This window comes from Listeria goaensis, assembly GCF_900186125.1.
In the GTDB taxonomy this organism is placed as follows: domain Bacteria; phylum Bacillota; class Bacilli; order Lactobacillales; family Listeriaceae; genus Listeria; species Listeria goaensis.
Genome location: NZ_FYBQ01000001.1, coordinates 40,986 through 67,187, shown reverse-complemented (window position 1 = coordinate 67,187; position 26,202 = coordinate 40,986). Strand labels below are relative to the sequence as shown.

General features: G+C 41.2%; 26 protein-coding genes. 5 read left to right on the top strand and 21 right to left on the bottom strand.

The features are described from left to right. Window positions 1–2: 2 nt before the first annotated feature. The 4 genes from msrA to CFT42_RS00325 are packed head-to-tail and all read right to left on the bottom strand — an operon-like array spanning window position 3 to window position 2,856. Window positions 3–536, bottom strand: coding sequence for a peptide-methionine (S)-S-oxide reductase MsrA (gene msrA, locus CFT42_RS00340; protein ID WP_088808614.1), 534 nt, complete (start codon window positions 534–536; stop codon window positions 3–5). A 26-nt stretch (window positions 537–562) separates the two neighbouring features. Beyond that, window positions 563–1,189 carry a YpmS family protein gene (locus CFT42_RS00335; protein WP_088808613.1) on the bottom strand — a complete coding sequence of 209 codons (627 nt, stop codon included), beginning with the start codon at window positions 1,187–1,189 and terminating at the stop codon, window positions 563–565. A gap of 14 nt (window positions 1,190–1,203) precedes the next feature. Beyond that, window positions 1,204–1,998 carry an SGNH/GDSL hydrolase family protein gene (locus tag CFT42_RS00330; protein WP_088815127.1) on the bottom strand — a complete coding sequence of 265 codons (795 nt, stop codon included), beginning with the start codon at window positions 1,996–1,998 and terminating at the stop codon, window positions 1,204–1,206. A gap of 18 nt (window positions 1,999–2,016) precedes the next feature. After that, a complete protein-coding gene (locus tag CFT42_RS00325; RefSeq protein ID WP_088808611.1) occupies window positions 2,017–2,856 on the bottom strand; it encodes a DegV family protein in 840 nt (279 codons plus the stop codon). Window positions 2,857–3,011: 155 nt separating this feature from the next. Here CFT42_RS00325 and trhA point away from each other — a divergent pair, with 155 nt between their 5' ends. Beyond that, entirely contained in the window at window positions 3,012–3,644 is a 633-nt protein-coding gene (gene trhA, locus CFT42_RS00320; protein WP_088808610.1) for a PAQR family membrane homeostasis protein TrhA, read from the top strand. 32 nt (window positions 3,645–3,676) lie between these two features. Here the strand turns inward: trhA and CFT42_RS00315 are convergent, their stop codons facing one another. The 3 genes from CFT42_RS00315 to CFT42_RS00305 all read right to left on the bottom strand — a co-directional run bounded on the left by CFT42_RS00315 (window position 3,677) and on the right by CFT42_RS00305 (window position 9,365). Further along, window positions 3,677–5,674, bottom strand: coding sequence for a heavy metal translocating P-type ATPase (locus tag CFT42_RS00315; protein WP_088815126.1), 1,998 nt, complete (start codon window positions 5,672–5,674; stop codon window positions 3,677–3,679). Between the two features lie 174 nt (window positions 5,675–5,848). Continuing rightward, window positions 5,849–7,630, bottom strand: a complete 1,782-nt coding sequence (locus CFT42_RS00310; protein WP_088815125.1) for an ABC transporter ATP-binding protein — start codon at window positions 7,628–7,630, stop codon at window positions 5,849–5,851. Continuing rightward, window positions 7,617–9,365, bottom strand: coding sequence for an ABC transporter ATP-binding protein (locus CFT42_RS00305; protein ID WP_088808607.1), 1,749 nt, complete (start codon window positions 9,363–9,365; stop codon window positions 7,617–7,619). The genes CFT42_RS00310 and CFT42_RS00305 overlap by 14 nt, the downstream gene beginning before the upstream one ends. Before the next feature lie 150 nt (window positions 9,366–9,515). Between CFT42_RS00305 and CFT42_RS00300 the strand changes: the two genes are divergently transcribed. Continuing rightward, on the top strand, window positions 9,516–10,337 hold the full coding sequence (locus CFT42_RS00300; RefSeq protein ID WP_088808606.1) for an AraC family transcriptional regulator: 822 nt from the start codon (window positions 9,516–9,518) through the stop codon (window positions 10,335–10,337). A gap of 136 nt (window positions 10,338–10,473) precedes the next feature. Then, window positions 10,474–11,847: an L-cystine transporter gene (locus CFT42_RS00295; protein WP_088815124.1), complete on the top strand. Its 1,374-nt coding sequence runs from the start codon at window positions 10,474–10,476 to the stop codon at window positions 11,845–11,847. Between the two features lie 21 nt (window positions 11,848–11,868). Here CFT42_RS00295 and CFT42_RS00290 read toward each other — a convergent pair whose 3' ends face one another. From CFT42_RS00290 to mntR, 9 genes are all read right to left on the bottom strand, one after another. Beyond that, window positions 11,869–12,426: a 2'-5' RNA ligase family protein gene (locus tag CFT42_RS00290; protein WP_088815123.1), complete on the bottom strand. Its 558-nt coding sequence runs from the start codon at window positions 12,424–12,426 to the stop codon at window positions 11,869–11,871. A gap of 49 nt (window positions 12,427–12,475) precedes the next feature. Continuing rightward, window positions 12,476–13,453 carry an aromatic acid exporter family protein gene (locus CFT42_RS00285; protein ID WP_088808603.1) on the bottom strand — a complete coding sequence of 326 codons (978 nt, stop codon included), beginning with the start codon at window positions 13,451–13,453 and terminating at the stop codon, window positions 12,476–12,478. Between the two features lie 83 nt (window positions 13,454–13,536). Beyond that, on the bottom strand, window positions 13,537–15,024 hold the full coding sequence (locus CFT42_RS00280) for a phosphohexomutase domain-containing protein (RefSeq protein ID WP_088815122.1): 1,488 nt from the start codon (window positions 15,022–15,024) through the stop codon (window positions 13,537–13,539). A gap of 44 nt (window positions 15,025–15,068) precedes the next feature. Further along, window positions 15,069–15,938, bottom strand: coding sequence for a putative RNA methyltransferase (locus CFT42_RS00275; protein ID WP_240310283.1), 870 nt, complete (start codon window positions 15,936–15,938; stop codon window positions 15,069–15,071). Beyond that, entirely contained in the window at window positions 15,935–16,420 is a 486-nt protein-coding gene (locus CFT42_RS00270) for a dihydrofolate reductase (protein ID WP_088808601.1), read from the bottom strand. Before CFT42_RS00270 ends, CFT42_RS00275 begins: the two co-directional genes overlap by 4 nt. An 11-nt stretch (window positions 16,421–16,431) precedes the next feature. Further along, window positions 16,432–17,376, bottom strand: a complete 945-nt coding sequence (locus CFT42_RS00265) for a thymidylate synthase (protein WP_088815121.1) — start codon at window positions 17,374–17,376, stop codon at window positions 16,432–16,434. 10 nt (window positions 17,377–17,386) lie between these two features. Then, the gene (abc-f, locus tag CFT42_RS00260; protein WP_088808599.1) at window positions 17,387–19,261 is read right to left on the bottom strand and encodes a ribosomal protection-like ABC-F family protein; all 1,875 of its coding nucleotides are present in this window, start codon (window positions 19,259–19,261) and stop codon (window positions 17,387–17,389) included. 311 nt (window positions 19,262–19,572) lie between these two features. Then, on the bottom strand, window positions 19,573–21,255 hold the full coding sequence (locus tag CFT42_RS00255) for a formate--tetrahydrofolate ligase (protein ID WP_088815120.1): 1,683 nt from the start codon (window positions 21,253–21,255) through the stop codon (window positions 19,573–19,575). Between the two features lie 139 nt (window positions 21,256–21,394). Next, window positions 21,395–21,823: a transcriptional regulator MntR gene (mntR, locus tag CFT42_RS00250; RefSeq protein ID WP_088808597.1), complete on the bottom strand. Its 429-nt coding sequence runs from the start codon at window positions 21,821–21,823 to the stop codon at window positions 21,395–21,397. Between the two features lie 354 nt (window positions 21,824–22,177). Here mntR and cspD point away from each other — a divergent pair, with 354 nt between their 5' ends. After that, the gene (gene cspD / locus CFT42_RS00245; protein WP_088808596.1) at window positions 22,178–22,378 is read left to right on the top strand and encodes a cold-shock protein CspD; all 201 of its coding nucleotides are present in this window, start codon (window positions 22,178–22,180) and stop codon (window positions 22,376–22,378) included. Window positions 22,379–22,491: 113 nt separating this feature from the next. Continuing rightward, window positions 22,492–22,878, top strand: coding sequence for a ribonuclease HI family protein (locus tag CFT42_RS00240; RefSeq protein WP_088808595.1), 387 nt, complete (start codon window positions 22,492–22,494; stop codon window positions 22,876–22,878). Between the two features lie 48 nt (window positions 22,879–22,926). Here the strand turns inward: CFT42_RS00240 and CFT42_RS00235 are convergent, their stop codons facing one another. From CFT42_RS00235 to CFT42_RS00220, 5 genes are all read right to left on the bottom strand, one after another. Continuing rightward, window positions 22,927–23,181 (bottom strand): hypothetical protein, encoded by a 255-nt coding sequence (locus CFT42_RS00235; RefSeq protein ID WP_088815119.1) that lies wholly within the window; start codon window positions 23,179–23,181, stop codon window positions 22,927–22,929. Further along, the gene (locus CFT42_RS14695) at window positions 23,120–23,296 is read right to left on the bottom strand and encodes a hypothetical protein (RefSeq protein WP_159458133.1); all 177 of its coding nucleotides are present in this window, start codon (window positions 23,294–23,296) and stop codon (window positions 23,120–23,122) included. Before CFT42_RS14695 ends, CFT42_RS00235 begins: the two co-directional genes overlap by 62 nt. Before the next feature lie 21 nt (window positions 23,297–23,317). Further along, window positions 23,318–23,701, bottom strand: coding sequence for a DUF1801 domain-containing protein (locus CFT42_RS00230; RefSeq protein WP_088815118.1), 384 nt, complete (start codon window positions 23,699–23,701; stop codon window positions 23,318–23,320). A gap of 14 nt (window positions 23,702–23,715) precedes the next feature. Continuing rightward, window positions 23,716–24,591, bottom strand: a complete 876-nt coding sequence (locus tag CFT42_RS00225) for a 5'-3' exonuclease (protein ID WP_088808592.1) — start codon at window positions 24,589–24,591, stop codon at window positions 23,716–23,718. Window positions 24,592–24,784: 193 nt separating this feature from the next. Then, on the bottom strand, window positions 24,785–25,684 hold the full coding sequence (locus CFT42_RS00220) for a helix-turn-helix domain-containing protein (RefSeq protein WP_088815117.1): 900 nt from the start codon (window positions 25,682–25,684) through the stop codon (window positions 24,785–24,787). Window positions 25,685–26,202 lie beyond the last annotated feature (518 nt).

Genomic DNA, 26,202 nt, shown 5'->3' with positions numbered 1-26,202 from the left:
TATCACCCTTCCCAGTGTGACTGAATAAACTGATCACGGCCAGATGCATTTCGGTAGCCCTTATAATGACGCGCATCTTTTTTATAAAAATCTTGATGGTAGTCCTCTGCCGGATAAAACGTTTCAGCCGGTACAATTTCCGTTACAATCGGTTTTTTAAAACGACCACTTTTGTCTAAAGCTAGTTTTGATTTTTCGGCAATAGCCTTTTGTTCAGCATTATGGTAAAAAATTGCTGGCCGGTAGGAATCGCCGCGGTCAACAAATTGGCCAGTCGCATCAGTTGGATCCGTTTGCTGCCAGTAAACCTCGACTAATTTATCATAAGGAAAAACTTCTGGATCAAACGTAATTTCAACCGCTTCCGCATGTCCCGTCTTACCGCTACAAACTTCCTCATACGTTGGATTTTCCGTAAACCCTCCCGTATATCCCGATACAACTTTCAAAATGCCCGGTTGTGTGTCAAAAGGCTTCACCATACACCAAAAACAACCGCCTGCAAATGTCGCTTTTTCTAAATGTTTTTCCGTCAAAATTATCACCCTTCCTACCAAAAAAACTATTTCACTGGTACTAAAAGTGTAAACGAAATATCATCTTTCTTCAAATTTAGCGCATCGACACGAACTTTCGTATCCCCTTTTAATTTTAAACGATCGAGTGCAAGATAGATTGTTTTCTTTTTCGGAATCACCGTCACCCAATCAGGGAATTTATATTCCTTGTTCACAAAACTCATCACAGAAGAAACCGGCAGCGGCAGCGCACCAACCGACATACTTTTAAGCGTGAGTAGCACATTTCCATCGTCCACTACTTTTGGGGAAAAATTAAGTGTCAGCTGGATCGGTTCATTAAACAGTTCCGCTTCCGCTTGGAAAGTCACCGTGTTGCCAACATAAACGTCATAGCCAATATCATCATCATTCGTAAAATCATCAATGTACGTCGCAATCAGCTTATTTAAATCCGCTTTCGTCGTACTCGTTTGAAACTCCACATTCTTTTTATTGCTAATTAAAGCCGGCCCACCAGATTCAGTAGGACTTAAAACGAAAATCGACAAATAAATCCAAATGAAAAATCCGCCAATAAGAAGTAATAACGCCAAACAAATGATTTTCCAATAATTTATTTGCCGCTTTAAATCCGCTTTCGTTTCATTATTTCGCTTGCTCCGCTCCAAACCAATCACCTTTCTTATTTTGGAATTTCCCCGTCTTGTATCGCTTGATTTATGCTTCCATAAAGCTCAGCCGCCATCTTTTCATAGCCTTCATGATTCGGATGGAAATAATCACCCGAAAGTAGCGGGTTCGGCTTGTCCATATTTTTCTTTTCGCGATTTTCAATAACATTCGCAACTGGCACAAAAATAACGTCTTGTTCGTCTGCAACAATTTTTTCAGACCCTTTATTCCAACTCGAAATAATCGTATCCAGTTGTTTAATTTGGCTGAAATATGTGGTGTACGGATTATAAATCCCCACTAAAAAAACAGGCGCATCTGGATTTAAGGCACGGATTTCTGAAAAGAGGGTGACTAATTGCTTTTGGAAATTTTTTTCCGCTTTCGTAAAATCACTTACTTGTGCTTCAAGTAAGCGCGACTTGAGGATTTTCATGACATCATTTCCCCCGATTGTAATTGTGACGACATTCGCCTTTTTTAAATCGGAACGGAAATCCTCATTTTCATCCAAACGTTTTAAAAGCTGATCAATTCGGTTGCCCGAAACGCCATAATTATACGTTTTGACGCTTCTGACATCCTCATTTTGTTTCAGTTCTCGCTCTAAAATCCCGACATAGCCGCCATTTTTCTCTTCATCGCCAATGCCCTCCGTCAAGGAATCGCCCATCGCGAGCAATCGAATTGGCGTCTGTTCCGCAATCCTTTTTTGCTCCATATAATCTTTCAAATAAAATCCGCCTAGAATCCCCGCAACAATGACAAATACGGCGACTAAAAGCCAAATCCATTTTTTCTTCATCTATCTTATTCACTCACTTCATTCAGTATAGTACATAACTGCAAAAGCGCCGTTTCCTGCATGCGTTGCCACAACTGGGTCGGCATTAAAAATCGGCATTTTGCTAAGCTGTAATATTTCCATCGCCTGCGCTTTGAACTCCTCGGCCATTTTAAGACCATTCGCATGTTCAATATCCAGCTCGACAATTTTTTTCGACTCCGTTTTAATCACATCAAATAAATACGACATGATTTTTTTGTTGCTTCGTAATTTAGCCTCTTCTTCTAGCTGGCCATTTTTTAAACGCGCAATCAATTTAATGTTTAACAGACTACCTAAAATCCCTTGCACTTTCCCGACGCGCCCACCTTTAATAAGGTTTTCAAGCGTCACAACGACAATATAAAGTTTCGTTTTCGACCGAATTTCCGTCATGCGCGCCGTAATTTCCTGAACCGAAGCATCGCCAGATTTCGCCAATTTAGCTGCCTCAAGCACTTGGAAAGCTTGGCCTCTTGCGATATAATCCGTATCAACAACGGTCACATTTCCTTCAACCATTTCGGCAGCTTGTCTAGCCGTATTCACCGTTCCACTTAATTTTTCCGTTAAATGAATGGATAAAATATCGTAACCTTCAGCAATATATTTTTCATACATCTCAACGAAATTCCCAATTGCGGGTTGAGAAGATTTTGGTAAACTTTTTGACGAACTCATTAAATCCATAAAAGCTTCCGGTGTTAAATCGGTTAGCGGATTATATATTTTCCCGTCAACCTCTACAGACAACGGTAAAACTGCAATTCCCCACTCGTTTTGTTCTTCAACTGAAATACATGCTGTAGAGTCCGTAATAATTTTTATTTTCCTCATACTTTCATCACATCCAATTTTCGCTTGATACTCCCTATTATAACGTTCAATTGGCTATTAGGATAGTCATATTAGGAAAATCTCAGAAAACTCTTTTCATTCTAACATTTTTGCCGTAAGATAAAGATATTACAAAAGAAAAGTTTGGTGATAAAATGAACACGATTTCCTATAATTTTAAAGAAGAACTCGCGAACGCCATCACGCACGGTATCGGCTTTTTACTTAGCATTCCAGCCTTTATTTTACTCGTCCTATATGGCGTAACGAAAAATGATCCTCTCTATTTAACCAGCTTTCTCATTTACGGCATCTCGCTTATGGTTCTTTATCTTTGCTCCACACTACTGCACAGTTTTAAGCCATGCAAAGCGCGCAAAATTTTCAACATTATGGATCACGCATCCATCTACTTACTAATCGCTGGCACCTACACACCGTTCGTTTTAATCACCTTAGAGGGCGCACTCGGCTGGACGCTCTTCGGCATTGTCTGGGGGCTTGCGCTTCTCGGCATTACGTACAAAATCTTCTTTTTGGAAAAATGGCGGGTTCTGTCAACCATCGTTTATGTCATCATGGGGTGGCTCGTTTTAATCGGCATTAAGCCGCTTTATTCCGGCCTTAGTGCAACTGGTTTTTGGCTTCTCGCTACTGGCGGCATCATGTTCACGATTGGCGCTGTGCTTTACAGCTTTCCAAAAATCCCGTACATGCATGCGATTTGGCACCTATTTGTCATCGCTGGCACAACCTTTATGTATTTCTGTATTTTGTTTTATGTATAGAAAAACGCCACCGGGCTCTTGCCCGGTGGCGTTTATTTAATTTGCTTCAGCAAAAGTTGCGCATTAATCGCCACAATAATCGTACTTAGCGACATAATCGCCGCACTAATTGCGGGCGGTAAAATGAACGGGTATAAAACGCCTGCCGCAACTGGAATGGCAATCACGTTATAAAGCGTTGCCCAAGCCAAGTTTTGCACCATTTTACGTTTCGTTAATTTTCCCCAATGAATCACCTTGAACACATCTTCTGGATTGTTTTGGATTAAAATAATATCTGCCGCTTCATTTGCGACTTCCGTTCCGCTCCCAATTGCGATGCCAACACTCGCTGTTGCTAGGGCTGGGGCATCATTGACACCATCGCCAACCATCGCTACGTACTCCCCTTTTTCTTGGAGTTCCGTTAAAATTTGGAGTTTTTCTTCCGGTTGAAGTTCCGCAAAGTAGCCATTAAGTCCAAGTTCATCGCTCACATGTTTCGCGACCGCTTCATTATCTCCTGTAGCCATAAAAACACGAATCCCGTTTGCCTGCAAATCTTTCACCGCTTGCTTCGATTCCGGCCGAACCTCATCAGCCAGCTCAACTTGCCCAATCAGCTCGCCTGCGATGACCAAATACACAACCGTTCGCGCCGCAGCATCTTCCGTTTTAAGCGGCTTCAAATCAAAATCTGCCAGCGCCTTTGGACTAAGCACCGCATGCTTTTCGCCGTCAATCAAGCCACTAACCCCTTTTGCAGTTAAAGCTTCAAAACCAGTAACATCGTGCTTCCGCACCTCATGCTCCTTGCCGTAATTTGTAATCGCGCTTGCAATTGGGTGTTCTGAAAACTGCTCGAGGGAAACAACGCGCTGAAGGACTTGTTCCTCCGAATAATCGCTTTTAAAGCTCACGACCTGAACAACCGTAAAATTCCCGATTGTCAGCGTACCCGTTTTATCAAAAACAACTGTTGTCATTTTGCTACTATTTTCAAATGCCGTCCGGTTGCGGATTAAGACGCCGTTCGCTGCCACTTTCGAAATCGAGTTAGAGGCCACGAGCGGAATCGCGAGTCCAAGAGCATGCGGACAGGCAATAACCATGACGCCAACCATCATCATAATCGCAAACGACGGTTCCCGCCCTAAAGCCAGCCAGACAATTAAAGTTGAAAAACCCGCTGCTAGTGAGATATAAGTTAGCCATTTGGCTGCACGGTCCGCTAGATTTTGCGTTTTTGATTTGGCGTTTTGCGCTTTTTGCACAATATCAATGACCGTCTGCAAATAAGATTCCGCCCCGACTCCCGTCACACGAAGCGTTATCGTGCCACTTCCGTTAATCGAGCCGCCAATCACCTGGTCTCCCGTCACGCGCTTGACCGGCCGTGATTCCCCCGTCAGCATCGACTCATCAATATGCGTGCTACCACTTTCAATTTCACCGTCTGTCGGGATTTTATCATTTGCACGCACGAGCACCTTGTCGCCTGGCTGAATATCGCTAATGTCTACCTCCACCTGTTTCCCGTCCACCAGTTTAATTGCCTGTTTCGGCAAAAGTCCTGCAAGAGCTTCAAGCGCTTTTGACGCCCCCATAATCGAACGCATCTCAAGCCAGTGCCCAAGCAGCATGATGGAAATCAGCGTACCTAATTCCCAAAAGAAATCCATGCCATGAAAACCGAAAACCGTTGCTACACTGTAAAAATAAGCAACTGAAATGGCGACACTAATTAAGCTCATCATGCCAATTGCATGGTCTTTCACTTCCGAGACGGCCCCTTTTAAAAACGGTAAACCGCAGTAAAAATACAAAATGGATGCGAGAATAAGCTGCACAAATTCCGTCCCGGGAAATGTCAATTGATAGCCAAAAATATCTTGCACAGCAGCAGAAAGCACGACAAGTGGGACTGTCAAAAAGAGCGAAATAATAAACTTCTTCTTAAAATCCCCCGTATGATGCCCCGCATGTTTATCGTGCATATGCTCCGAATCTTCCTTATGCAAATCATGGTGATGACTATGTTCATTTTCCATCAATCACACCTTCTTTACATGATATTTCAGACTGATACGTTTTAGTTCACACAAATTCAAAATTTTTCACAATCTGATTTCCATCACTATTGTAACATCAATTTGTGAATTTTTCCGAAAAGGACTTCGCAAAATAAAGTCGCATGAAATCTTTTTCGATTCCATGCGACTTTTCTAGAGCGCATTCAATAAATCAAATTGCGCCTGATACAAATTGTAGTAATAGCCTTTTTGCGCCATGAGTTCATCATGACTACCAGCCTCCTGAACGAGCCCATTGTCAATATAGAAAATTCGCGAACTATTTTTAATCGTAGAAATCCGGTGCGCGATAATAAATGAGGTCCGTCCTTCTAACAAACGTTCAAGTCCCTCTTGTAATAAAATTTCCGTTTTAGTATCAATGCTTGAAGTCGCCTCGTCTAAAATTAAAATCTTCGGATCCGCAAGAAGCGTTCGCGCAAACGAAATGAGTTGCCGCTGTCCAGCCGAAAGCGTGCTACCACGCTCTTTAACCTCCGTATGATACCCGTCTTTTAAATCCTTAATAAAATCATGTGCCCGAACGATTTTCGCCGCCTGAATGACCTCTTCTTCCGTTGCATCTAGCTTCCCGTAACGAATATTCTCAATAATCGTCCCGGAAAAAATAAAGGTATCTTGCAGCATGACCCCCATTTGACTGCGCAGCGAATGAAGTGTCACATCACGAATGTTCTGCCCATCAATAGCAATTTCCCCTTCATTCACATCATAAAAGCGGCTCAGCAAATTGATGACCGTCGTTTTCCCAGCCCCCGTTGGCCCAACAAGCGCAATCGATTCGCCGGCTTTCACATGAAAATCAATTCCTTTTAGGATATCATGATTTTTTTCATAGCGGAAAAAGACTCTATTAAAATCAACATTCCCTTTAATTGGACGCATTTTCGCAGCGTGCGGCAAATCTTGAATATCCGGTTTTACATCAAGCGTTTCAAAAATCCGCTCAAGATAGGTCGTTGCTGTAATTAACGCATTATAGAAATTCCCGATATTAATTACCGGATTCCAAAAATTCCCAACATAGCCGACAAAGGCAATTAGTGTCCCTGTTGAAACATCTACGCCTAGCCCTCTTATGCCGACAAAGTAAATCAAACAAGTCGTCATTACCGCAATATTTTGCACACCCGGCCAAAGTAAAAACTGGATTTTAACAGCCTTCATCCACGACTCCCGGTAAGCATCGCTCACATCGCTAAAAATTTCAAAATTCTTTTCTTCACGCGCAAAACTTTGTGTGACTTTAATACCCGCAATACTTTCATGAATATAGGCGTTCATATTTGATGTTTTATTGCTTAAAACTTGGTATGCCTTGCGTTGAGCCGTTTTGATGACTAACACGATAATAAGTAAAACGGGCACAAGCGCTAAACTATAAAGCGTTAGCACAGGATCAATAGCAAACATAAAACCAAGTGTCACAATCACGCTTAAAATATCTGAAATAAGATTAATTAATCCATTTGATAATAGGTCACTCAGCATATTAATATAATTGACGACGCGAATTAAAATCTTGCCGTGTGGGCGACTATCAAAATATGAAAATGGTAGCTTCTGCAAATGACTAAAAATCGCCGTTCGCATATCCTTTAAAATGTCTTGCCCGATAACCGTAATTGAATAAGTTCGGTACCGCATACACAGTCCAGTAATGACAACCGAAAGAATGAAAATGACGGCAATCCAAAATAGCTGAGTATAATCTTGATTCGGAATCGTATCATCAATGACAATTTTAGTTAAATAAGGACCCGCCATTTGCGCAATGTTCGCTAGTAAAATGACAAATAACGTCAAATAAATCGGCTTCTGGTAAGGTTTAATATAGACAAAAATGCGTTTTAAGTGCGCCGCATTGAAGCCCTCTTCTAGTTCCTCATCAACATCAAATTTATTCCGTGCCATCGCCGCTCACCTCCGTTCCAAGTTGCTTATGATAAATTTCATAGTAGTATCCTTGCTTCTCAAGTAACTCCGCGTGATTTCCACGTTCAATCACTTCTCCGCGGCGGAGAATCAAAATTTCATCCGCATCTTTTACCGAAGAAATTCGGTGCGCAATAATAAACGTCGTCGTTTTATGCGTCACTTTTTTTAACTCATCTTGAATTTTTACTTCTGTTTCCATATCCACTGCAGAAGTTGTATCATCCAAAATTAAAATAGAAGGCTGCTTCAATAAAGCTCGCGCAAGCGAAATCCGCTGTTTCTGTCCACCCGATAAACCAACACCGCGCTCACCAACTATTGTGTCATAACTTTCCGGCATCGTTTCAATAAAATGATCCGCATCAGCAATACGCGCCATCCGCCGAATATCTTCCATTGAAGCATCTGGTGCGCCAAACGCGATATTGCCCTCAATCGTATCCGAAAACAGGAAAATATCTTGCATCACAGTTGCAATATGCTGTCTAAGCTCGCGCACATGCCATTCTCTTGCATCGACACCATCGATTAGCACTTGCCCAGAAGTTGGGTCATAGAAGCGGCAAATTAAATTGACGAGCGTTGACTTACCTGCTCCGGTTTCCCCTAAAATCGCAATCGTTTGCCCTGGTTTAACTTGAAAAGAAACATTTTTTAATACCTCGGTTGTTGGATCATCTTCAAAATGAAAAGAAACATTTTTGAATTCAACATACCCTTCAATCGTATGTGGCAATTTTTCAGCGCGTAGTGGAATTTTCGCTTCTGCTTTTAGCATGTCCCGAATTTTAAAAGAAGAGGCGATAAAACGCTGCGCGTCATTGATTAACCAACCACTCATTCGCATCGGCCCGTTCAGCATCCATAAGAAGCCATTAAATGCGACTAAATCGCCAAGTGACATTTGCCCTTTCATCACTAAGTAGCCACCTAGAATAAGTGTAATAATGGTTAACATACCTGCTAATGAATCAAGCACTGGTAAATATTTCTTAGAAACTTCCGCAGAATCTAAGTTACGCTTTTTAAAATCAAGATTGTGCTTATGAAATTTTTGCATCTCGTAGTCTTCCCGTGCGAAGGCTTTTACAACACGATTTCCACTAATATTTTCCTCCACCATGGAATTAAGGCGCGAAAAACTTTCCCTAATTTCATAAAAAGCGGGTTGTGCCTTTTTAGACATCAAAATGGTAAGAATCGCTATAAATGGTGTTAGTAGTACGAGAGTAAGTGTTAATTTCCAATCAATAGTCAGCATGATGCCAATCGCAAAAATAAACAGGAATAAATTTTCCAAAATATTATAAACAACCCAAGAAACGAAATGCCGAATCGCATCTGTATCCCCTGTCATTCGCGCCATAATATCCCCAACACGAGTGTGATTGAAAAAGTCAAAATCAAGCGCTTGCAATTTTTGGTAAAGGTCTTCACGAATTTGATATAATCCGTTTTGTCCAATCCGTTCGAACAAAATTTGATAACTATAGCGAAAAACAGTTCGAATAAAGGTACTTATAATCATAATAAGCAAAATCGGAATGAGCAAAGAAGTCTTGTGCTGATAAACGACCAAGTCAATCACCTTACCGCCAAGCAATGGATAAAGAACGCTAATAAGCGAAGCAAGAAGTATAAGAATAAAAGCAATTAACAAGCGCGTACGATAAGGCCTCACATATGTCCAAATCCATTTTAAGCTGTCCAAGTGCGAACACATCCTTTTGAATTAATATACAAGTACTTAGTTTACACCGATTTTATTAAAAAAGAATGGTTAATCTTTCCCATAATGATGGACTTTATTATATAATTAAATCGAGGCTTGTAAGCGTTTAAATCCAAAGGGGGAAAGAAGATGCTCAAAATCGATACCAACACGTTTAATCCGCAAATTCTTTATGTGGGCGATTGTTATACGAACGAGCCACGGATTGGCGAGAATCACCATCATGATTTTATCGAGTTTTCCATTATTTACGAAGGACAAGTGAAGTATAATATCGAAGGACGTGAGGTTCTTTTAAGTCGTGGCGATATGCTTATTCTAAACCCAGGTGTGCGCCATTTTGATATTGCCGAACGAGGCATGCAAAATATCCAGATTCATATCGGTTTTCGCAATTTTTCTTTAGCCGGCTTCCCGCGCAACACCTTTCCTTTTAAAGAAACCGTATTGCAAAAAAATCAGTTAAGCTCGAAAATTTTAGCCATTTGTGAGGATATCCTTCGAGAAAAGTCCGAAGAAAATCCTGGCTATGATTTACTGCTAAAAACTTACGTTATGCAACTTATTATCCAAATATTGCGCGAAGCAGAACCAGAACAGATCCAAACAAGCGGCTTAAAACTGTCTATGGAAGAACTTGAAAAACAACAAATCGTCAATGAAATCATTCACTATATGGAAAAACACCACACCGAAGAAGTTTCCTTGTCACGCCTATCCGAAACCATGTACATTAGTCCCGCCTATATTTCTCGCGTTTTTAAAGAGGAAACTGGCGACTCACCGATTCATTACCTGATTAAAATCCGCCTCGAAAAAGCCTATCTGCTACTAAAAGACGGCCACCTAACCGTCAAAGAAGCCGCCAAACTTGTCGGCTACAATGATGCCTATTATTTTAGCAAACTCTTCAAAAAACATTACGGCTTCCCGCCGTCCCAAACGAGTTGAATTAAAAGAAGAACCTGCCAGAGCTGGCAGGTTCTTCTTTTAAAAAATTTTAATTGACTTCTGTTTTATTTCATTGTATTCTTAATACCAATAATTCTTATCGGAATTATAAACATTAAAAAAGGGGGCTTTTTATTTGAATACCATTTTAGTCATACTTAATTTAGTTGTGGCGCTTGCCATTATCGGACTTTTTATCTTTTTACAAAAGCGTCATGTTTCATTCTCAAAAAGGGTTTTACTCGCACTTTTCGTCGGCATTTTAGCCGGATTTATATTACAGTGGATTTACGGCATGTCAAGCGTTGTTACAACAGAAACAACCGACTGGCTAGGGATTATCGGCGGAGGTTACGTCAAATTCCTACAAATGATTGCCATTCCACTTATTTTTGTTTCCATTATCACCGCTTTTACGCGTCTGGAACTCAAAACGAATATCGCTAAAATCGGAATTTGGATTATTGGAACACTTATTGTAACGGCGGCAATTGCTGCTGTGGTTGGTATCGTTTCTGCCCTACTCTTCCATTTAAACGCCGATAATATCTCACAAGGTGCGGTAGAAGTCGCACGCGGCAAGGAGCTTCAAGACCGGTTCGCAGAAATTGGTGATCTTACTTTACCCCAAAAAATCTTAGAATTATTACCAGCTAATCCGTTCCTCGATATGACTGGTGCAAGAGCAACATCAACCATTGCCGTAGTTATTTTTTCAGCCTTTATTGGCGTCGCGTATCTTGGTGTTAAACGCAAGCAGCCAAAAGAAGCAGAAATTTTTTCGCGCGGCATTGATGCCATTTTCGCCATCGTTCTTCGCATCGTGAGATTAATCCTTCGCCTAACACCGTATGGCGTTTTCGCGATTATGACAAGTACTGTTGCGACAAGTGATGCTAATGCGATATTGAAGCTAGGGAACTTTGTCATCGCCTCTTACGTTGCCCTCATCACCATGTTTATTCTTCACCTATTAATCGTTGCGATTGCAGGCGTTAACCCTATTACTTATGTAAAAAAATCACTCCCCGTTTTAACATTCGCTTTTACTTCCAGAACGAGCGCGGGAGCCTTACCTCTCAACATTGAAACACAACGCAAACTAGGTGTGCCGTCAGGGATTGCCAATTTTGCCGCATCATTTGGACTTTCCATTGGTCAAAATGGCTGTGCTGCTATTTATCCAGCGATGCTTGCCATTATGATTGCACCAACAGTCGGCATTGACCCTACTTCGATTAGCTTCATTCTAACCGTAGTTGCCATTGTAGCCATCAGCTCGTTTGGCGTAGCCTGTGTTGGAGGCGGCGCAACATTTGCAGCCATCATCGTATTATCTGCCTTAAACCTACCCGTTGGACTTGCTGGCGTTTTAATTTCAATCGAACCTTTAATCGACATGGGGCGTACCGCGCTTAACGTGAGTGATAGCATGGTATCCGGAATCGTCACAAGTCGCGCCACAGGCTCTCTTGAAAAAGAACAAGAAACTGAAGAAGTTGCCGTATAATATGAAAAGGAGCAAGGCGACCTATCGCCTTGCTCCTTTCTCTATTTTCTTCAATCGTTTTCTAAAAATGATTTCAACACGGTTTCCCGGGAACGATTCAATTAGCGCAATTCCCGTTATCTTTCCTTTAATCGGCGAAAGATTGACCCCGTACCGATAAACACCCGCGATTTTTTCATTGTGTAAATGACTGGAAATCGTCGTATGCGGCGTCCATCTGCCCGGTAAATAATGCGATGTCGGATTGCGATTGTAGTCATCAAATAAAAGGTGATGCTTTTCATGTAGAGACAGCAACTCTCTTGTTACCGTAGGAGCCAAGAAAACTACGCCTGACTTTAAAAATGTGCCTACTGCATTAAATTCCACTTTTATCTCATACTGCCCTTTATAAAAATGCACAAGCTTATTCACAAATTGCTGATGCCGAATATTATCGTACGTAGCAAGCGTAATATGTGGCATCCGGTGGCGCATGTCGTCCACATAATTTGACAAGCCACGCCGTTTCAATTCAAACCAAATGTCCTTAATCTCTCGCTCCGTATTCTCATCAAAAAGTGCAATTACAGCATACATACAACCACCTCCGCATGCTTTTTTACCAGTTTTCCCCTTCCAACTTAGACTAAACGTTCACCTGCTCTTTTTCCAACCCAAATTCCACATAAAAATCACGTTTTGTTTCTAAAAAATAACGTAAATCATTCATAAATTGAAAGAGCACCGCCCGATTTTCAAATTCTTCCCGCGAACTAGGCAAATCACTTTTTCGAAAAGCGCGAACAAGATTTGTAATTTCTTCAACCAACCTATCAGCCGGATTATCTTCCGCAAGTTCAAGCGCCGTCTTCTCCGTCAATCCAGCCAAAATTTTGCTATGCTCCGTATTTCCCTTAAACTCCGCAAGATGTCGCTTCATCTGCGTCAAAACACGATACTGAACAAGCCGCATATCCACATATTGCACATAATAATGCACTTCTTTTAAAAAATAATTGTCCACATTTTGCGTAGCTCCCGCTTGCATGGCTAAAAGAGACGTTTTAAGTTCACTAAAACGAACATCACCGTCAACATAAGGCACTTCGTTTTTTAAACTTTGCGACATCGCGAATAAAATCTGCCTCATCAATGCCTCAATTTTTTGCTGATCCTGTTTTAATTTCACATCCAGTTTAGGCATATAAAGGTTTAGCAGTATTGCTATCCCCGCCCCCACTGCCATAAGCGCCATTTCATTAACAAACCAGAAAAGCGCTAGCGACTGTTCCACTAAAATGTGCGTCACAAGCACCGAACTAACGACTATCCCATCTGTCACTTTAAGACGCACAGCAAGCGGAATAAAAATAAGTAAATACAGTCCAAAACTAATCGCATTAAATCCTATCAAAAGAAATAAAATGGCTGAAATCGATAGCGCAATCACAGTCGAATAAACGCGCTGAATCGCAAGTTGCATCGATCCCTTCTTCGTATTTTGAACACTCAAAATCGTAATAACTCCCGCCGAAACAGCATATTCTAATCCTATCCACTGTGCAAGCAGTATTGCAACTGTCGCCCCAATTGCCGTTTTTAATGTCCGCATCCCAATTCGCATCGGTCGACCTCCTCTTTCACATCACTCTATGATAGCATGAAAACAAAAAATCTTGAAGAATTCTCTTCAAGATTTTGTAAAGTTTAAAATGGAATGTGTAGCCCATCAAAACGTTCAAAAAATGGCTCTAGCGTGTCAAGCACGCGATTTATGCCCCCCGCTTCGTCAGCCTCTAAATTAAACGGCATCACTGGTTCATGCAAACTCATTCGAAGTAGAAACCAGCCCGAACCATACTTGCCGCTTGTCTTAACGCGAATACCTTCAAAATTCTCCCGTTCAAGTTCAAAGTCAGGCGTCTGTTTGATAAAGCTTTCAAATTCGTGCAACACGTTTTGTCCGTAGGATTTAAAATTAGACGTCGCAATTTGAATGCGAATCTCCTTGCTTTCTTTTGGCTGCTCTAGGTCGGCTATCAAAGCAGTTAAGTCTTGACTGTTTTTCTTGAGTACCGCATATTCCATTAAAATTCGAGCCACTAAATAGGCGCCGTCATCTAAAAAGTAGTTTTCTTTCAAAGCAGCATGTCCACTCACTTCAATCGCAATTTCAGATGGCGTACCCATTTCATTTAAGCGAATCGCTTCGCCAATAACATTGCGATAGCCGCGTTTAAAACGATGCTGCTTGCCAGCATGTGCCTCAATAAAAGCTCTTAAATGGTCAGAAGTTGTCGAATCCGTCACGATTGTCGTTTCAGGATACTCTTTTAAAAGAATAGCGGAAATAACGGCGATAAGAGCATTTCGATTCAAGCTTTCCCCGTGCTGATCCATAATAGCCGCGCGGTCGACATCCGTATCAAAAATGACACCTAAATCAGCTTGACTTTCTAAAACAGCTTTTCGTAAGCTCGCCATTGCCTCATCATTGTCAGGATTCGGAATGTGATTCGGGAAATGGCCGTCCGGCTCTAAAAATTGACTCGCTGAAACGTCAGCACCTAGTGGAGCTAAAACGCGCTCTGCGAAAAAACCACCTGCTCCATTTCCTGCATCGACCACAATTTTACTGTCAGCAAGTGGCTTTTCTCCTGCGCCAACTTTTGTTTGAATCTTCCTCACTAAATCATCTGCGTAGAGGCTCATCAAATCAATATTTTCAACCGAACCAGCTTGTTCTTTCACATGCTCTCGGTCCGCATGTTCCAATATGTAAGCAATATCTTCTTTTTCAGCGCCACCCGCTTTTGTGAAAATTTTGATACCGTTGTAAAAATAAGGAAGGTGACTTGCCGTAATCATGATGCCACAATCGGCGTCAATTTCCGCGTACTGGGTCGCCATAAACATCGCAGGCGTAGTCGCAAGGTGCGCGTCCAAAACAGCGAAGCCATCTGCCGCGAGCACGGAAATAAGCTCCGACTTAATTCGTTCCGCCGATAAACGGCTGTCATGGCCAATCGCCACTTTTATGCGCCCTTTTAACCCTTTCTTTTTGGTTAGAAAAAAGGTGATGCCGCGTGCTATTTTTTGTATCGCCTCATCCGTCAAAGTCACGTCGTGTTCGTCCGTTTGAATCGCAATACCACGAATATCTGAGCCATTTTGAAGTGCTAAAAATTCAGTCATACGAAACCTCCTGTTTTTCTTTTCATTATATAACATGGAAAGCCCTATTTTAAGTCCAAATTATGTTTAGCGCCAACAACTAATTTGTAATCAACGGTGATTTTTTGAGGCGTTTTTTGTAGTAGCGCCGCTTTCTTTTCTTCCGTAATGTGCCAGCCAAGTGGTGTCATTTCCATTAAATCCGTCAGCTCCACCCGATTAAGTTCGCGCTCATACGTAATACGCTCCTCATGCAAAATCGTAAAAGTTTCCTTAAAGCGTTCATGCACACGCTCATTTGAATACGTGTTTTCTTCATAAAAAAAGGCACGTAACTCGGTTAAATAATTCGTTTCCGGCATAACCTTAATTAAAATACCGTCATCCGTTAAAATTCGCGCAAATTCCTGATAACTAGCTGGCGACAAAATATTTAGAATGACATCCGTTTGTCCCGTTTGAAGCGGCATATTCGCAAGATCCGCAACCGCCCAAATTGCTTCCCCGTAATCTCTCGCAGCCTGCCGAACGCCTTCTTTTGCAATATCAAAACCAAATGCCCGAACTTTTTTCTCACTCTGGGCTAAAAGATGCGCCAAGTGACTGCCCTCGCCTGAACCAGCGTCAACCATTTGAATCTCCGCTTTATTGAAACGATTTATAAGAGGGACAATTTGCGCCGTCAGACCATCAAAAAAGCCTGTTTCAATGAGCCGTTTCCGCGCTTCAAATAAACCTTGCTCATATTTCGTTTTCACTCCGTGTGGCAGTAAAAACAAGTAGCCTGGTTTCGCAACATCAAACGCGTGCCCCGTTTCACATTTTAATGTCAATGGCCGAACAAAATGACATGGCGACGCACAAATTGGGCAACGAAATGCATCCACTGCGGCAGAAATTCGTTCCGCTCGCTGCTCTAGTTTCGATTTCATCATACCGATTTTCTTTCGTACGTATAGAAACCAAATGTAACGTTGCTTTTTTCATCACGCATGCCGTCCGTTTGGCTCATCAATTGGAAATTTGACCAGTCGATTTCAGGGAAAGCCGTATCAGCATCATAAGCCGCATCAATTTTCGTCACAATTAAACGGTCGACTTCCGCTTGAAATAAGCGATAAATTTCTGCTCCCCCGCAAATAAAGACCGACTCATTTGCCGCCAAATCCAAAATAGTTTGCTTATCATGGACCACTTCCGCATCTGGCAATTGGAGCGACTTATCACGTGACAAAACGAGATTTCGCCGATTAGGTAAAGCTTTTCCAAGGGAATCATACGTTTTTCGCCCCATCACAATTGTGTGACCGCTCGTCTGCTCTTTAAAAAACTTCAAATCGGCTGGCAGATGCCACGGCATTTTATTCTCTTTCCCAATGTTGCCCATTTTATCTTGTGCCCAAATAAAAGAAATCATCGTCATCCTCCTCAAACAGAAATCGGTGCTTTAATCATCTTGTGCGGGTCGTAGCCTTCTAGCGTAATATCCGCCACATCAAAATCGAAAATCGTCGCCGGCTTATCCGATAAAACAAGCTTCGGAAGCGGACGCGTATCACGCGACAATTGCTCTTTCACTTGCTCAATATGGTTGTTGTAAAGATGCGCATCTCCCATCGTGTGAACGAATTCGCCCACCTCAAGCCCCGTTTCACGCGCAATTAAATGCGTAAGTAGCGCATAGCTTGCAATGTTGAACGGTACCCCTAAAAAGATATCCGCACTTCTTTGATAAAGCTGACAGGATAGTTTTCCGTCTGCCACAAAAAATTGGAACAGCGTGTGACAAGGCGGCAAAGCCATGTTCGGCACATCTTCCGGATTCCATGCGGATACAATTAGACGGCGCGAATTGGGGTTCGTTTTAATCATTTGAATGACTTCCTGCAGCTGATCAATTGTCGCACCGCTAGACGTTTTCCATTCACGCCATTGTTTCCCGTAAATATTGCCAAGCTCACCGTATTTTTCAGCAAAGCTCATGTCTTCTAAGATTTGCGCTTTAAATTTCTCCATTTCAGCTTGATAAACTTCATTAAATTTCGGATCACTATTCGCCCGCAAACCAAAATCCGTCATATCAGGGCCACTGTAATCCGCACTTTTCACATAGCGCTCAAACGCCCATTCATTCCAAATATTGTTATTGTGTTGCAACAAATAGCGAATGTTCGTGTCCCCGTGCAAAAACCATAACAATTCACTCACAACTAAGCGAAACGGTACACGTTTTGTCGTCAAAATCGGAAAACCTTCCTGTAAGTTAAAACGCATTTGATAGCCGAACGTACTAATCGTTCCAGTCCCTGTGCGGTCCCCTTTTTGCGTGCCATTTTCTAACACATATTTTTCCAAATCTAAATATTGTTTCATCGTCCCACTCCTAATTCGCAAATTGCGATAAATATTCATAACGCTCGTACAAATGTAACAATTCGGCTTCTCCTGCTTCAATTTGTTCACTTAACTCGCGAGCTTTTGTAAAATCGGCACCTGTTTCAAGTAAAGCTTCGTTCAAATTCGCGACGAGCTCTTCTTTTGTGGCAATGGCTTCTTCAATACCGGCCCATTCTTTTTTCTCCATATAAGAAAGTCGCACTTTTTCTTTCGTTTCAGCTACAGGTTTTTCCTGCACTTTTCGAACGGTTGGCTTAATTTCTTTTTGTTCTTCCAAAAGCAAATACTCGCTATACATCCCGTAATATTCTTGGACGACGCCAGCGCCTTGAAACACAAGCAATTTGGAAGCCGTTTTATCAAGAAAGTAGCGATCATGGCTGACTGTAATGACAGTCCCATTAAACGTTTCTAAATAGTCTTCCAAAACGGTCAAAGTTTCTGTATCTAAATCATTTGTCGGTTCATCGAGTAATAGAACGTTCGGCGCGCTCATCAAAATTTTAAGTAAAAAGAGGCGCCGCTTTTCCCCACCTGAAAGTGAAGCAATCAATTTCCCGTGCGTTTCTTTTGGAAAAAGGAAGCGTTCAAGCATGGCGCTCACACTAATTGTTTCATTTTGCATCGTCTTAACTTCATTTCCAATTTCCTGTAGAAAAGTAATTAGCCGCTTATCTGGATCAAGTTCGGTATTTTGCTGCGTATAATAGCCAATTTGCACTGTCTGCCCCGTCGTCACATCTCCCGCATCTGCCGAAATTTCTCCTGCAAGCATGTTGAGCAAAGTTGACTTTCCCGTGCCGTTTCGCCCAGTAATCCCAAGCCTTTCACCCGGAGCAATTAATAAATTAAAATCGTTTAAAATCACTTTCTGGTCAAAACGCTTCGCCACATGTTCAAGTAAAAACACATCATTTCCTAAGCGACTCGTCTTGAAATCCAGCTCTAGTTTCGTATCGTCCGCCTTCGTCTTCACCTTATCTTCCAAGTCCGTAAAACGATCCTTACGCGCCTTCTGCTTCGTAGAACGCGCTTTCGCCCCGCGGCGCATCCAAGCAAGCTCTTTGCGATATAAATTGCGATTCTTTTCCGACTCTCGTACCTCGTTTTCCATCCGAACCGCTTTAGATTCCATGAAACTCTCATAGTTGCCTACGTAGCGGTAAAGCTTGCCGCGGTCGAGTTCAACGATATGATTCGTAATCCTATCCAGAAAGTAACGGTCATGCGTCACAACTAAAACGGCGCCTTTAAAGCGCAAAAGAAAGTCCTCTAGCCATTTGATTGAAGCAAAGTCCAGATGGTTCGTCGGCTCATCTAAAATGAGTAAATCGGGCGTTTCAATTAATACTTGGGCCAGCGCCGCACGTTTTCGTTCGCCACCAGAAAGCTCACTAATTTTTGCTTTTAATTGTGTGACGCCAAGTCGGTCGAGAATCGTCTTCGCTTCGGTGTTCATATCCCACGCATTCGTCGCGTCCATCTCCGCCTGTGCCCGCGCAAAACGCTCATTTATAGCCTCACTATGATTTTCTTCCATGGCAAGCAAAACTTCTTCATATTCCCGCATCGCCCGTAAATTTCGTGTTTCTCCCGCAAAAACCGCTTCTAAAACCGTTGCATTTTCATCTAAAGGGGGATTTTGTCTTAAAAAGCCAATTGTATAATCATTCGCTTTCACAATTTCTCCTGTATCCCCACTTGAAACCCCTGCAAGACAATCTAAAAAGGTGGATTTACCCGTACCATTTACGCCAATTAGACCGATGCGCTCACCTTCTGAAATTGTCAAATCTACTTGTTCAAAGAGAGTTTTATCTCCAAACGTCTTGGTTATATTCATCGCTTTTAGTTGTTTCATTTATCCTCATCCTATTCAGGTTTGTATTATCTATTCTAGCATATCCAACCGCGTATACGTAAAAAAACTTTCAATGAAAGAGGGACGTGTTGGAACAGCCCCTTCGGCAGAATCTGTTTAAGACGGTGGTTTATAATTTTAGTAGCGTGCAAAATAACTATCTTCGCTTCTCCGTCCATTTATTTTAACACAATCCCCTCAACCAATCTACGTTTTCGCAACTATTGTATTTTCGCTAACAACGCTGGTTTTTCAAGTAGTTTCGTCGTTTTTTGCATACAAAAAAGACGCGAAAATCGCGTCTTTCTAGCTTAGAATAATCCCATTGCATTTCCGTTTTCATCAACGTCCATATTCAGTGCCGCCGGTTTTTTCGGAAGACCAGGCATGGTCATAACATCGCCAGTTAGAGCAACAATGAAACCTGCGCCTAGTTTTGGAATAAATTCGCGGATATGAATCGTAAAGTTTTCTGGGCGACCAAGTAGCGTTGGCTCATCAGAAAGTGAATACTGCGTTTTCGCCATACAAATTGGATAGCGATCCCAACCGTACTTTTTGAAATCAACAATTTGTTTTTGCGCTTTCGTGGAGAGTTCGATGCCCATGCCGCCGTAAATTTTCGTAACAATTTTTTCAAGTTTCGCTTCAATGGATTCAGCATCGTCGTAAAGGCGCGTATAATTTGCTGTGCCTTTCTCAATTTCACCAATCACTTTTTCGGCAAGTTCGAGCCCACCTTCTCCGCCTTTTTCCCAAACTTCTGTAAGCGAGAATGGGATGTCATTTGCTTGGCAGAGTTCTTCTAGGGCACGCACTTCTGCATCTGTGTCTGACACAAATTTATTGATGGCAATCACAAATGGCAAACCAAATTCCCCAATGGATTCTGTATGTTTTTTCAGATTAGCAAAACCAGCTTTCAGTGCGTCCACATTTTCTGCCCCAAGCTCGGTTTTCGCTACACCACCATGCATTTTAAGTGCGCGAATTGTTGCGACAATGACCACACAATCTGGTGCTTTTCCTAAAGAAGGCACTTTAATATCTAAGAACTTTTCTGCGCCTAAATCTGCGCCAAATCCTGCTTCAGTTACAACAAATTCGCCGAGCCTAAGCGCCGTTTTGGTTGCCGAAATACTGTTGCAGCCATGTGCGATATTCGCAAACGGTCCCCCGTGCACAATCGCCGGTGTATGTTCTAATGTCTGCACAAGATTCGGTTTTAACGCATCTTTTAAAAGTAACGTTAAAGCCCCTTCATAGCCCAGTTCTCCGACTGTAATTGGCTCCCGTGCATAGTTATAGCCAATCACGATCTCGCTTAAACGATGCTTCAAATCTTTTAAGTCTGTCGCTAAGCAAATGATCGCCATAATTTCAGACGCAACCGTAATATCAAAACCATCTTCGCGTGGAATCCCTTGAACGGGACCGCCAAGACCGACAATAACTTTACGAAGTGCGCGGTCATTTAAATCCACCACACGTTTCCAAACGATGCGTCGTTGATCAATCTTCAAATCGTTGCCTTGTTGCATATGGTTATCGATAAATGCCGATAAAGCATTATTTGCCGTTGTAATCGCATGAAAGTCACCAGTGAAATGCAAGTTGATATCTTCCATTGGCACAACTTGTGCATAACCGCCACCAGTTGCCCCGCCTTTAATTCCCATTGTTGGACCAAGCGACGGCTCACGAAGTGCAATCACCGTCTTCTTCCCTTTTCTCGAAAGAGCATCCCCGAGACCAACTGTCACGGTTGATTTCCCTTCACCCGCGGGTGTGGGGTTAATCGCCGTAACTAAAATTAATTTCCCGTTTTCTTTATTTTCTAATGAATGGATGGTTTCATAGGTCAACTTGGCCTTTGTTTTACCATAAAGCTCTAAATCCTGTTCATCTAAACCGATACTTTCCGCAATTTCTATAATAGGATTTACCTTTGCTGCGAGTGCAATCTCGATGTCTGATTTTACTTCTTTCGTCATTCTATTCCCCTCCATATATGTATAATGAGAAATTGTAAAATGTAAACCCTTTCCTTTTTAGGCACCGAAAAAATCGGCCAGTAAGAAACTACTGAACGGAAATTTGATTGCGCAGCTACATTTACAATTCCGTGTTACCTTACTCATCTTTTTCCGAGTCAGCTGAATTCAGCGCTCGAAGCTTTTTCAGTGCGTCTTCGTTCTCTTCAAAAAACTGTAAGAGATCGCCAATTCGGTCAATTGAATTCCAACTTAAATGATGCTCAATTCCTTCAACATCTTCATAAACATGCTCTTCTTTTACGCCAATCGTACGTAAAAAACTTTCCAACAAAGTATGGCGTTCGAGTAGTCGTTTCCCTGCTTTGTTACCTTTCGGCGTTAAAATCAGGCCACGATACTTTTCATAGACAAGATAGCCATCTTTATCAAGTTTTTGTACCATCTTCGTAACCGAAGAAGGATGCACCATAAGTTCGTCAGCAATATCCGAAACACGCGCATAACCCTTGTTTTCGATCAGAGAATAGATTTTCTCAATATAGTCTTCCATACTAGGTGTTGGCATAGCACTACCCTCCAACTCAATTTCTTTCACATACAAATTGTACTACACTCTTCCTCGTTTCACAAAGCATTTACCCCTTTTTCTGACAAAACTTTTTCTTTTTGAAAAAAACGCATAGTAAACAAATATTAGTTTGTAAGTTTTAGTACTTTCGTCGCTTCGTTTGATGCTGATTTCAAGAATAATGATAAAAAACAAAAAAGAAAACCTTTACAAGTCAGAAGATTATAGAATTTTTTAAAAATTCCCTTGACCTCTATAGGTACTTTGGTTTATATTAAAAGTATCGTATAAGACTTTCTTGTATGACAGAAAGGTTCTTTAAAAGGGCCAAGATTTGGAGGATTTATTTCAATGCAAAATGGGAAAGTAAAATGGTTTAACAATGAAAAAGGTTATGGTTTTATCGAAACAGACGGCGGCGAAGATATCTTCGTACATTTCACAGCGATTCAAGGTGATGGCTACAAATCTTTAGAAGAAGGTCAAGAAGTTTCCTTTGAAGTTGTAGAAGGTAATCGTGGACCACAGGCGGCAAATGTAGAAAAAATTTAATGTGATGACTTTGACACGGACAAGCTGGCTTTTAGCCGGCTTTTTATTTTTGCATTTTTATAAAGAAGAAAATATAATAGGGAAGAAAATGCATCCAAGGAGGAATGTATCAGATGGACGTTTTTGTTGATGGCGCGAGCTCCGGAAATCCAGGTTTAAGCGGTGCAGGCATCGTTTTGAAAGCCGATCAAATCTATGAGCAACATGCCATTCCAATTGGTATCCTAACCAATCATGAAGCCGAATTTATCGCCTGCAAACTTGGCCTAGAACTCGCGCTCACACACAACCCGGAATTTATCCGCATCTACACCGATTCAAAAATCGTCTTAGACAGCGTTGAAAAAAACTACGTCAAAAACCCATTATTCAAGCCGCATCTAGACGCCATTTTAAAGCTCGCCGAACAAGTTCCACTTTTCTATATCAATTACCGTAACGTCGCCCAAAATAAAAAAGCCGACGAACTAGCCCGCCAAGCCATTCAATCGGAAAAATAAAAAATCAGACTCTTGCTTCCCTTCATGGTTTTCAAGAGCCTGATTTTTTTACTGCTTTTGATAGTCGAACACGTAGCCGATATCACGGAGTAGTTCAATCCCATTGTCCAATTCTACCGTTCCTAGTAAAAGTTTCAAATCTAATTGTTCTCGCACATACGCGATTATTTCTGCTATAAAACGAGGTTGATTAAGATTAATTGTGATGCGCTGACCTTGATATAAAGCTGGAACCCCTTTGTTAAAACGGACAATAGCCGCTATCCCATTTCCCCGTCCTAAAATAAATAAGCAACTTCCCATTTGTATCCGCACTTTTAATAATTAAAGACGAATCATTTTGATAGTCATAATCATCAAAAGAGTACTTCCATAAAAATTTTTGCCCCTCAACTGTTATTTTACGAAATGTTGTCATCTTATCACCTCTAACTAAACTCTATTTCTTTTTATGATAAGTAAAGGCAGCTTCTGCACAAAATTGAATGGCTTTTTCAGGAAGTGACTTAGAAATATCAAATACAATGGCTCGATTTCCAGAAAAATACAATTCATTTCCAAAAATCGTCCGGAAATTTTCAATCAAATTCGTTTGGCAATGAAAAAACATGGCCACTTGACTATCAGAAAATGTATCAAGCCGAATTGGGGTCCCGCCTTTTAGCGCATAGCTCGGTTGTCCCCATTTTAAGTCCTCTTGTAAAACGGCATCCCCATCAACTAAAGCCGCCACCTCAAACAAGATACTGCGAATTTCAAGCAATTTCACTTGTTCAAGAGGCGTATAGGTCGCATATTTTTCTTTTACAGAAATCGCTTGCATCTGTTTGTCACTCCTTATAACTGAATATCGCGCTCGACGGTTTTTAACCCGTAATGCAACACTGCATCGTTCATTTCTTTTGAAAATCCGCGGAATAAACAGCGATCATAATCGATTTCAAGCGGCACGTCCGTATGAATCGCTGCTAATTTTTGACTCAAGAACAGCATCTCTTTATCCTCTGCGATTTTCTGTTGTTGGGCGGGTTTCAATTTGTCGAGGTTGGCTAAAACACCGTCTACCGATTCAAATTCTTGGATAAGTTTTAAAGCTGTTTTTTCACCAATACCGCGCACGCCCGGGTAACCATCTGACGTATCGCCCATGAGCGCCTTTACATCAACAAACTGCGTAGGTGTAATTCCCATTTCTTCATAAAAAGTGGCTTCGTCGTAACGCTTATAGTTGCCATAACCCTTTTGCATAATCCACACATCATTTTTCGAGTGAATAAGTTGCAGCAAATCTTTATCGCCACTTAAAACCGTTGTGTTTAAATCTGACGTTAATTTTGTCGTAATCGTCCCGATACAGTCGTCTGCCTCAAAACCGGGGACACCGATATTGACAAACCCAAAAGCCTCTGCGACTTCCTTCGCCAAATCAAATTGCGGTATCATCTCATCAGGTGGTGCAGTTCGCCCCGCTTTATACCCGTCAAAAAGTTCATTACGAAATGTCTGTGCGCCCATATCCCAACAAATCACCGCATGTGTTGGCTGACTTTGGCGCATCGCTGCAAAAATGTGGCGTAACATTCCTTGTACGCCATTGGTCGGTAGCCCCGCTTCATTATACATAAATTGTTTGCTTACCGCTGTGGCGTAAAAAGCGCGAAAAAGTAACGCCATACCGTCCACAACAAGTAAATTAGGTTGTTTAGTTTCCATTTCGTGACTCCTTTTATCATGATTACTTCAATTTTACCATAAAAGAAGAGGCCAGAACATAAATCTTAGCTAAACATAAAAACCGTGAAGAAAATCACTTTCTTCACGGTTTTGGTTAATGAAAAGCCATCTTTGGTTGCCACTACTTGATTCACTTTGGCAAATGGAAATTTATGTTCCAAACGGTTCTAGTTCATAACGGGATTTTGCTGTTTTTTATAAGCTTCTCCCAGTCTTTCAACATATCATCCGCAATCATATCCTCGCCTAGTACACGCATAGACTGAATAATCTTTTTCACTTCATCGAATGTACTTTGATGCTCGCCGCCAAGAAAGTATATCTGATTTAAAATAAATTTACAGCTTAGGATTAAAACGCAATCATGAGCTTCTTTCGCGTCCTCTAGAACTTCCTCAATAATCGGCTTAGTTTCTAGAATTCTATCGTTCACTCTTAGCAAAGTGCAGTAATTAAATTTAGTAGTTCGACTAAGCTTATCAATATCTCTATAACCAGCATACTTATCATAAAATTTATTCAGTCGCTGCAAGATTAAGCTCATAGGCTCTTCAGCAAAAATATAGAATATGTTAGACATTAATACAATATCATTGTAATACCACGTTTCCCTATTTTTCAAATCTTGCCAGACAGCATCAAAGTGATGCCGAGCGGTATTTATATTTTGGGATTCTTGGAGTTCCATGTAGCCAAATAATATAGACTTTAAATGATTTAAAAATGTGTCACTATTCCCATTATGTTGCAATGCTTCAATTTTACTTATTAAGTTTTGAAATCCTGACTTGTTAAGCGTTGAACCAAGCCTTCTGAATTCATTAAAAATCTCTTGTATATGAGAATGGGCATAACCATTTCGAATATACTCAAATTCAGATAAATCCATTAAAAATCGTTCTAAAATATCTAAAAGTAGTGGATAACTAGGTGTTTGAGTACAGTTTTCGAGGCGTTGTAAATGTGTTCGCGACATAATATCCGTATAAACATCAACTTGTTTCAATCCAATACTTGTGCGTATGCTTTTTAAAGTTTTCCCGACTGCTAACTTATTTTTGTTTTCTGTCATCTCCATCGCATCCTTTTTATGTTTTTATAAGTTGCTTTTTAATAAGTCAGTATATTTTGTGTGATAAACTGTATTTGTCAGGGAGGTGAGGAAATGTTAGCTTCAGTACTAGTTTATTTCATTATTGTATAATTCTTTCCCCAAGTGTTTAGGCTACTTAATTCGTAAGATGACGTGGATGAATCGGAATTAAATAGCCTGACATGTCACGACAATTTTGTAAATCTTTGGTTTTAGTATACTATTTTATTTATAAATTGTCTAATGCAATCTGAAATATGTTAATACTGAATCAAGCATCATTTCTCTGACGCACTATCGTAGTTATTTGTTTTCATTCATCTTTTTTTGCTGTATAACTTCATACAAGTATAACAGCCAGCCGGACTATGTTCGGCTTTTTTTGTGCTGTCTATGTAAAAAGACTGCTACAAGAAAGCAGCAGTCCTAGCATGTAGGAAAACTCCAAACACACGTAAAATCAGACTAAAGCAGCACATACTGGAAATCGCAATCTA